The organism is Serratia sp. CY44782, from assembly GCF_052168715.1.
In the GTDB taxonomy this organism is placed as follows: domain Bacteria; phylum Pseudomonadota; class Gammaproteobacteria; order Enterobacterales; family Enterobacteriaceae; genus Serratia; species Serratia nevei.
This window is the reverse complement of sequence record NZ_JBJNME010000001.1, coordinates 709,687-715,998: the sequence shown is the minus strand read 5'-3', so window position 1 is coordinate 715,998 and position 6,312 is coordinate 709,687. Positions and strand designations below refer to the sequence as shown.

Here is a 6,312-nt window from a genome sequence, read left to right as displayed (position 1 = left end):
GGGTTGAGCTGGTCGTTGATATACGGCTCCAGCCCTTCGACGCGCACTTCCAGCGGCACTTTGGCCGTCACACCCACGAGCGGCAGCGCCACGCTCTGGCGCAGCGCATTTTTGATGAAGGTCGAGCGCGAGTGCTCGTAGGCGTTGTTGTTCTCAAAGCCGATGGCCAGGCACCTGAATTGCCGCTGCATCGCTATCAGGTCGGCTTCCAGTTTGGACGGTACACGTCGCTTGATCTCCGCCTCCATCACATGCAGCCGGCTGCGCTGCTTGTCCCAGCCACCCACAAGAATTGCCGAGGGGTCGCTGGTCTCACCCTGGCCCATAGAGGGATCACAGGCACCGAAAATCAGCCAGTCGCGCCAGCGCTGGGTAAAAAACTGGATGTTTATAAACGTGCGGTCTTCGTCCGTGCGCGGGTCGCCCTGCATTTCGGTGGCAAATGCCTTGCTGTTCTTGGCGCGCTGACGCATCAACCAGTAGAGGGTACGCACCGCCGGCCAACTGGTGACCGCGCCATCATCCATCTGCACCTGGTGCGCCAGGTAGAACTTGTACGACGGCAGCTTGTCCTGGGGAAGGTCGAGGCCCAGCTCGGCCGCCTGTTCCTCGGCGCGCTTGTCGTCGTTGAGCATCTTCTCCTGGCACTGCTCCCACAAATCCATGTGCGTGGGCAGCGTCACGATGGCGCGGAAGTGGTGAACCACATGGCCAATGGTGCGTTTGGCTCGGCTGATAGGGTCGTCTTTGTTCAGCACGGTGCCGACGCCCAGGTATTTTACCGAGCCGTCCGGCGGCCCCAGGTATTCGATCGCCTTTGAAATCCAGTTCCAGCGGTTTTCGCGCTCGGTCGGGGATTTGGCCTCGGCATCTGTTATCAGGTCATCGCCCAGCAGCAATTTGGGGCGGCTGGCCCCGTGGAACGTACCACGGATAGCCTGCTCGGCACCGAACGCCTCGACCTTCACCCCGGTGCGGGTGGTGAACTCGCCAATCTTCCATTGTCCGCTGCGGCCGCAGACCTCCGGGAAATCCAGCATCAGCGCCGCGTTCATGGTCAGTTCGGTTTTGACCACCTCCAGCAGCTTGGTCGGCAGTTTGGTCTCCGCACCGAGCAAGATGATGTAGTCGATGAAGGCTGGCCGTTCGTCGGTGAGGCCGAGCGCCGCGCGAACGTCGTCATGCTGATGCAACCCCTGAACGGCGCACCAGACCGGGCCGATTTTGGTCAGCAGCGAGGATTTGGCTTCACCACGCGGAGCAATCCACCATTCGACTGCGCCGCCGGGGCGCGTCAGCAGCTGCGGAAAGCGCGTGCAAAAATGCGCATGGAACAGGGATTGCTCGCCCCGGATGTGATGCGGGAAATAGGTATAGGCAAAAAACGTGAAGTCGCCAGACAGTACCCTGCGCCGGCGGGCGTTGATGGCCTCCGGCGAGGTGTCAAGCCCGGTGCTGTGCGCCTGGATATCGGCACGCAGCACATGCTTGAGCATCGCCAGCTCTTTGAGAAAATCCCTGCTGCTTAATTTGCTCATCGTGGCCCTTACTGCAGTGAGCCAGGCGCATCACTCGCGCTGGCGATATTCACCTCATCCACCAACTGCGCCAGGCGCGCCCAGGCGGTCTGTCCGTGACTCTGTTCAGCCAATGCAATGCGCCCGTCACTCAACAGCACTTTGACCTGGCGATTACTGTCAATGTGCATGTCGTCAATTGCGCTGTAGGCAACGTAATGGTCGCTTGCCAGGCGGATCATCCTAGCCATAAATCCTCTCTATCTCTTTGCCGAACCCCTCCAGCAGGTCGCCGAACGGCTGCAATTGCTGGGGGTGATTGTCTTTGATGTACGCGGCCAGCAGTTGGATCACCTCCAGCGCGATGGCCAGGCGGGACACCTCCGGCATGGCGCGCTTGCTGCTGGCGACAGCCTTGTTGAAGGCATCCGACAGGCTGGCTAGCAGCTTCACGCGGTCTTCCGGCTTAATGTCCACATCGTCATAGGCCAACTTGTCCATGGTGGTTTTGAACTGCACCACCAGGCCGGTGAACATGGCCAGGGTCAACTCTTCCAGGCCGCCGCCGGCGAGCATACGCGCGCCGCGCAGCGTCTCCCAATCGTCGCCGCCGGCCTTGCTGTCGTTCTTCCAGCGTTGCGCCGTCCCGTAAGAGACACCGCACTGCACGGCCGCCACCTCCAGTGAGAGGCCGTCGAATACATAGGCCCGGCGTAACCGGTCGCGCGTCTCTGGCGGGTATGCCATCAGCCAACCCCCAGTTTTGCCTTGATCAACATAATCGTGGTGTACACGAGACCGCCGCTGACACTGCCGGTGATCGCGCCGGCGATAGCACCTTGGCGGATGGCCGAGGATTTCACGTCATCCAGGCTGCTCTCCATTCGCGCCAGGCGCTGATTGATTTCAGACAGCAACGCCATTTCGGCAGACGTTGCCGGCCCCCGGCGGTAGCGCGATGCGCGTCGGCCCATGATTAGCTCCTTTTATCCGCTTTGCGGTCTAGTTTCTGGTCGATGTGTTCGACGCTGCGTTTTACATCCTTCAACAAGTCCAGTAACTGGTCATTGTTTCGCTGTGCATCGTCCCGGCGCTGGTATTCCGTGCGGATGGCCTGGAGGCCATTACGCAGGTCTTTCAGCTCGGCAAACAGATGTTTAAAAAGACCACCGAACAGGCCCATCAACAGGCCCATTGCGATGTTAAACGCCATTTCAAGGGTCATTGTTCCCTCCCGGCGTACCATTGATTAAGTTGCTGCAGCTGAGCCTCTAAGGACTGACACCAGGCTCCATAGTCGGCGCTGTGCCGGATGAGACCACCGGCGGAGAGTCCGCCTGCGCTGCTGGGGGCTTTGGCGGAATGGCCAGTAAGGCCGCCGGCGGTGTTGGGCAAGTGTTGACCACAATCGGCATAGCCGAGGGCGGCGTTGTAGAGGCACAGCCCGCGAGGGCCAATGCCGGTAAAACCCACATCGTTTTTAACCGCATCGTCAATCGCCTTCTTGAGTTTGTCTTTCGTTGCCTGCAGGTGAGATTGGCTCTGCTGCAGTTCGCGAGAGAGCGCGTCGCCGAGCTGCTGCGCCGCCTGCAGATCGCGCAGCGCTTTAGCCATGGCCAGGGTGTGCTGCTCGGCCTGCTGGCGCAGCGCTTCATTCAGCGCAGACTTATCCGCAGCCAACTGCCGGATGGTGTTATGGGCTTTCGTCAGGTCGCCCTGCAGTTGAGCGCGGCCGGCGGATTGGCCCAGGTAATACGCACCAACGCCGACGCCGAGCGCCAGCAGATAGGAAAGGAAATGGGTTTGCAGGTGACTAAGCACCAGTCTGAGGGTTAACGGCATCGCCCACCTCCAGCTTGGCTTGGTCTCGCTTGATGGCGGCGAATTTCGACGCCTGAGACTGGAAAACGAACGCGCCCAGGTAGGCGGCCAGGTGCCACTCTTCCAAGTGACCGGTCACCGTAACCCAGACAATCACGAACGACGCCACCAGGAACGCGCCCAACACCATAGTGTCCGAGGTGGACAAGCGGCCGGTGGCCGGATTGGTGATGAGTTCGCCCAGGCGGCGCAACAGCGTGCTTATCAACGCGGACATAAGGTGGCCTCGGCATCTTTCAGGCGAGCCAGGCGGTCATCCATCCCCAACATCCCGCTGTTGATCCGGCGCGTCAGCCCCTTGAAATCACCGCTGTCGGCGTAGCTGTTGAGATTGTTCGACCACCAGAAGAACGCGGCAGAACGCGCCGCCGGCAGTGGCTGCAGCAGCAAGTCAGGACTGCCGAGCAGATCAAGCCCCAGGGCATTGCCGGCGGCTCGGTAATTGTTCTTGAAGGTGGTTTGAATCAGCCCACGGCCACGATAACGCCAGCCGTCCCCGGATGACTCCGGGCCATTGCCGCCCCGGTTGGCGTAGGCACGGTTGGCCAGCTTCTCCGGGCGGCGAACGTAGCCGCGCGCAAACTCGATTTCGTCCGGGTCAACCACGCCGTCGCCATCGAGATCAAAGCCGGTACGAAAGAGGGTCGCAATACGGCGGGCGTCGGTGTAGTAGAGGCTTTCGGACAGCGAAGTGAAACTGTTGCTCTCATGGCCAACCTGCGCCAGAAACGCCGCCTGGCGTTTGGGGGTATCAATGCCAAATTCAGCCATCGCTGACGTGATAGGCGCGTGCCAGCGTGACACATTGGCGGGGGTTAACCTGGCTGCACGGCGTAACTGTTCGGGGGTAATCATAAAAAAGCACCATCCGGTGAAAGATGGTGCCAGTATGATTAAAACGGAGTTTTTCAAAGCGGGGACGGTGTTCGTCACCCTTTGATATCAGGCAAATTTACTATAACAGATCTAATTGCTGTGACGATACCTGTCGCTCAGCCAGCAGCTTTTGCGCCCAGCGGTCGGTCACGCCGTATTTGGGGCAAAGCGTAATCCGCGCAAAACGGGAGCTTTCACCGGCAGCCACCAGGGCGTTGTGTTCGTCAATGAAACGGCGGTTACGCCACTCACGCAACGCGCTGTCACAGCGCGGAATATACACCGGCTCGCTGCCAAAATGCTTTTCGATGATAGCGGCCGTCTCCTTGCCAAGCAGCTCGACCAGCAGCTCGCCGCGCCGGTTGCCCTTTTTACGCACGGATTTGCCGACCTTGAAGGTGATGCCGCCCAGATGGCTTATCATTTCCTCGGTCTTGGCGTAGCCAATCAGTGAGATCAGCTCAATGACCACCGACGGCAACAGCGCTTCAACCTGGCTTAAATCGGGCTTGATCTCGTTAAATTTCATGATTGCTTACTCCTGTTTTTGCGGCGTTTGGCGTCGATGATCAGCGCCTTCATCACCGAAGACAGCTGCTCGACGGTCAGCCACTCCAGCACATGCTGCTGGTACATGTGCGCCGCCAGCCCCTCGGCATAGTTCCAGGGGCGCTTGGCCTCGGCCAGCAGCGCCTCAATCTTGGCCAGAATGGCTTCGCGTGAGCGGGCAACCTTCGGCCGGCGTCCGTGCCGGGCGGTTTTGCGGGGGAACCCCTGCTGATGCAGGTATTCCCGGACGCGTTGCAGCTCGTCCAGCGAGCACTGCCGGCAGGAGGTTTTACCGTCGGTGACCCTGGCAATCATCTGACGATAGGTATCGTCATCCATCCCCAGGAACGCCTGGCCGGCCTTGATGGCCCCGATGAGGCCTTTCGCGTTAGGTGTCATACCAAACTCCCGTACACTTGGGGGCGGTCAACCGTCGCCCACTGGATCTCTTTCTCGTCGTAGACCTGGTAAGAGCCGCTGTCCCACTGCACGCCGTAACGAAATCGCTCATCCGGCATTGGGAACACGTTGAGAACAACGCCCCGGCCTGGCCGGGGCGGCAACTTAACCACGCTGCCCTTGGGGTACTTCATGGAAGGCCTCCAGAGGTTCCAGACGATAGACGGAAACGCCGCCAATCTTGCCCTCGACCCGCACCACGGTCTTACCGTTCTGCAGGTGCCAGGCCACCGAGCGCGTCACCACTTCTTCGCAGTCAGGCACGCCGACAACGGGGTAGTAGCGAAACCGCGAACCCACCGGAAAACGCCGGTTAAAGTCTTTGGCGCTGGTTTTGCGCAGGACATTTTTCATGGTGTTGTATCCCCAAATATCTCTTGCCGGCGTTGCTCAACCCGGATGCGCCACAGCTCATTAAATCGGGCAATGAACAATTGGCGTGCCTGGCGTGGGTTAAGAGGATGGATGGCAAGCTCATCAGTCGGCGCGATGCCGTCCAAAATGTCCCACTTGTCGCCATCATCAATGCCCAGGTCGCGCCGTTCGGTCGCCAGCATGACCAGATCCGCGTGCTTGACCTCGGGGCTATGCTCCATCGGCAGCCCAAACAAAGAGCGGATGGCGTTATCGACCGATGCCTCTATGTCGCGGTAGTCCGGCAGCAGTGCCTTGAGCGGTGCCGGGATATCCTGGCAGTAGGCTTCTGAGGCATCGTGCAGCAGAGCCTCCAGCGCCAATTCCGGCGGCACCAGGTGACTGACCAGAACGGAATGCTGCGCCACGCTGTAGAAATCATCCAAATGACCGGCAAAGCGGCAGATGTTCGACAGCGCTTGCGCGATGTCGTCGATCTCAATCGCATCCTGGCTGATGGCCTGATAATAAAAATGGTGGCCGCTGTGAGTGCGGATATACGGGTCTTTGGCCGATTGCAGCTTGATCTCGACGCAGTTCGTCAGCAGATCGGCATCCAGCATGGCATCGGCCATGTTGTAGGCTGATTTGGCCATATCGGCATAATCGGCCCAGG

At 59.8% G+C, this 6,312-nt stretch carries 12 protein-coding genes; all 12 read right to left on the bottom strand.

Features of this window, described 5'->3' with window-relative positions; genetic code table 11:
- Positions 1-1,538: hypothetical protein (locus ACJ8HT_RS03505; protein WP_442520124.1), on the bottom strand; the 1,538-nt coding region annotated here is incomplete at its 3' end.
- 8 nt (positions 1,539-1,546) lie between these two features.
- A complete protein-coding gene (locus tag ACJ8HT_RS03500; RefSeq protein WP_154640354.1) occupies positions 1,547-1,768 on the bottom strand; it encodes a hypothetical protein in 222 nt (73 codons plus the stop codon).
- Positions 1,761-2,264, bottom strand: a complete 504-nt coding sequence (locus ACJ8HT_RS03495) for a DUF1804 family protein (RefSeq protein WP_060417729.1) — start codon at positions 2,262-2,264, stop codon at positions 1,761-1,763. The genes ACJ8HT_RS03500 and ACJ8HT_RS03495 overlap by 8 nt, the downstream gene beginning before the upstream one ends.
- Positions 2,264-2,491, bottom strand: coding sequence for a hypothetical protein (locus ACJ8HT_RS03490; RefSeq protein ID WP_040175205.1), 228 nt, complete (start codon positions 2,489-2,491; stop codon positions 2,264-2,266). Before ACJ8HT_RS03490 ends, ACJ8HT_RS03495 begins: the two co-directional genes overlap by 1 nt.
- Positions 2,492-2,493: 2 nt before the next feature.
- Complete coding sequence (locus ACJ8HT_RS03485; protein WP_040175207.1) at positions 2,494-2,742, bottom strand: hypothetical protein; 249 nt, start codon at positions 2,740-2,742, stop codon at positions 2,494-2,496.
- Positions 2,739-3,359, bottom strand: a complete 621-nt coding sequence (locus ACJ8HT_RS03480) for a hypothetical protein (protein ID WP_350429832.1) — start codon at positions 3,357-3,359, stop codon at positions 2,739-2,741. Before ACJ8HT_RS03480 ends, ACJ8HT_RS03485 begins: the two co-directional genes overlap by 4 nt.
- A complete protein-coding gene (locus tag ACJ8HT_RS03475; RefSeq protein WP_197653629.1) occupies positions 3,331-3,615 on the bottom strand; it encodes a hypothetical protein in 285 nt (94 codons plus the stop codon). Before ACJ8HT_RS03475 ends, ACJ8HT_RS03480 begins: the two co-directional genes overlap by 29 nt.
- Positions 3,603-4,253, bottom strand: a complete 651-nt coding sequence (locus tag ACJ8HT_RS03470) for a glycoside hydrolase family 19 protein (protein WP_350429833.1) — start codon at positions 4,251-4,253, stop codon at positions 3,603-3,605. Before ACJ8HT_RS03470 ends, ACJ8HT_RS03475 begins: the two co-directional genes overlap by 13 nt.
- A gap of 100 nt (positions 4,254-4,353) precedes the next feature.
- Complete coding sequence (locus ACJ8HT_RS03465; protein ID WP_060423225.1) at positions 4,354-4,803, bottom strand: Mor transcription activator family protein; 450 nt, start codon at positions 4,801-4,803, stop codon at positions 4,354-4,356.
- Positions 4,800-5,222 carry a gp16 family protein gene (locus tag ACJ8HT_RS03460; RefSeq protein WP_197819156.1) on the bottom strand — a complete coding sequence of 141 codons (423 nt, stop codon included), beginning with the start codon at positions 5,220-5,222 and terminating at the stop codon, positions 4,800-4,802. The genes ACJ8HT_RS03465 and ACJ8HT_RS03460 overlap by 4 nt, the downstream gene beginning before the upstream one ends.
- Positions 5,223-5,387: 165 nt before the next feature.
- Positions 5,388-5,636 carry a hypothetical protein gene (locus ACJ8HT_RS03455; RefSeq protein WP_060417735.1) on the bottom strand — a complete coding sequence of 83 codons (249 nt, stop codon included), beginning with the start codon at positions 5,634-5,636 and terminating at the stop codon, positions 5,388-5,390.
- Positions 5,633-6,259 (bottom strand): HD family hydrolase, encoded by a 627-nt coding sequence (locus ACJ8HT_RS03450; RefSeq protein WP_350429861.1) that lies wholly within the window; start codon positions 6,257-6,259, stop codon positions 5,633-5,635. Before ACJ8HT_RS03450 ends, ACJ8HT_RS03455 begins: the two co-directional genes overlap by 4 nt.
- Positions 6,260-6,312 lie beyond the last annotated feature (53 nt).

Coding starts and splice junctions, on each gene's coding strand:
- ACJ8HT_RS03450 (WP_350429861.1), bottom strand. CDS start 6,259: ATGCTGGATGCCGATCTGCTGACGAACTGCGTCGAGATCAAGCTGCAA.
- ACJ8HT_RS03485 (WP_040175207.1), bottom strand. CDS start 2,742: ATGACCCTTGAAATGGCGTTTAACATCGCAATGGGCCTGTTGATGGGC.
- ACJ8HT_RS03500 (WP_154640354.1), bottom strand. CDS start 1,768: ATGGCTAGGATGATCCGCCTGGCAAGCGACCATTACGTTGCCTACAGC.
- ACJ8HT_RS03470 (WP_350429833.1), bottom strand. CDS start 4,253: ATGATTACCCCCGAACAGTTACGCCGTGCAGCCAGGTTAACCCCCGCC.
- ACJ8HT_RS03490 (WP_040175205.1), bottom strand. CDS start 2,491: ATGGGCCGACGCGCATCGCGCTACCGCCGGGGGCCGGCAACGTCTGCC.
- ACJ8HT_RS03460 (WP_197819156.1), bottom strand. CDS start 5,222: ATGACACCTAACGCGAAAGGCCTCATCGGGGCCATCAAGGCCGGCCAG.
- ACJ8HT_RS03480 (WP_350429832.1), bottom strand. CDS start 3,359: ATGCCGTTAACCCTCAGACTGGTGCTTAGTCACCTGCAAACCCATTTC.
- ACJ8HT_RS03495 (WP_060417729.1), bottom strand. CDS start 2,264: ATGGCATACCCGCCAGAGACGCGCGACCGGTTACGCCGGGCCTATGTA.
- ACJ8HT_RS03465 (WP_060423225.1), bottom strand. CDS start 4,803: ATGAAATTTAACGAGATCAAGCCCGATTTAAGCCAGGTTGAAGCGCTG.
- ACJ8HT_RS03475 (WP_197653629.1), bottom strand. CDS start 3,615: ATGTCCGCGTTGATAAGCACGCTGTTGCGCCGCCTGGGCGAACTCATC.
- ACJ8HT_RS03455 (WP_060417735.1), bottom strand. CDS start 5,636: ATGAAAAATGTCCTGCGCAAAACCAGCGCCAAAGACTTTAACCGGCGT.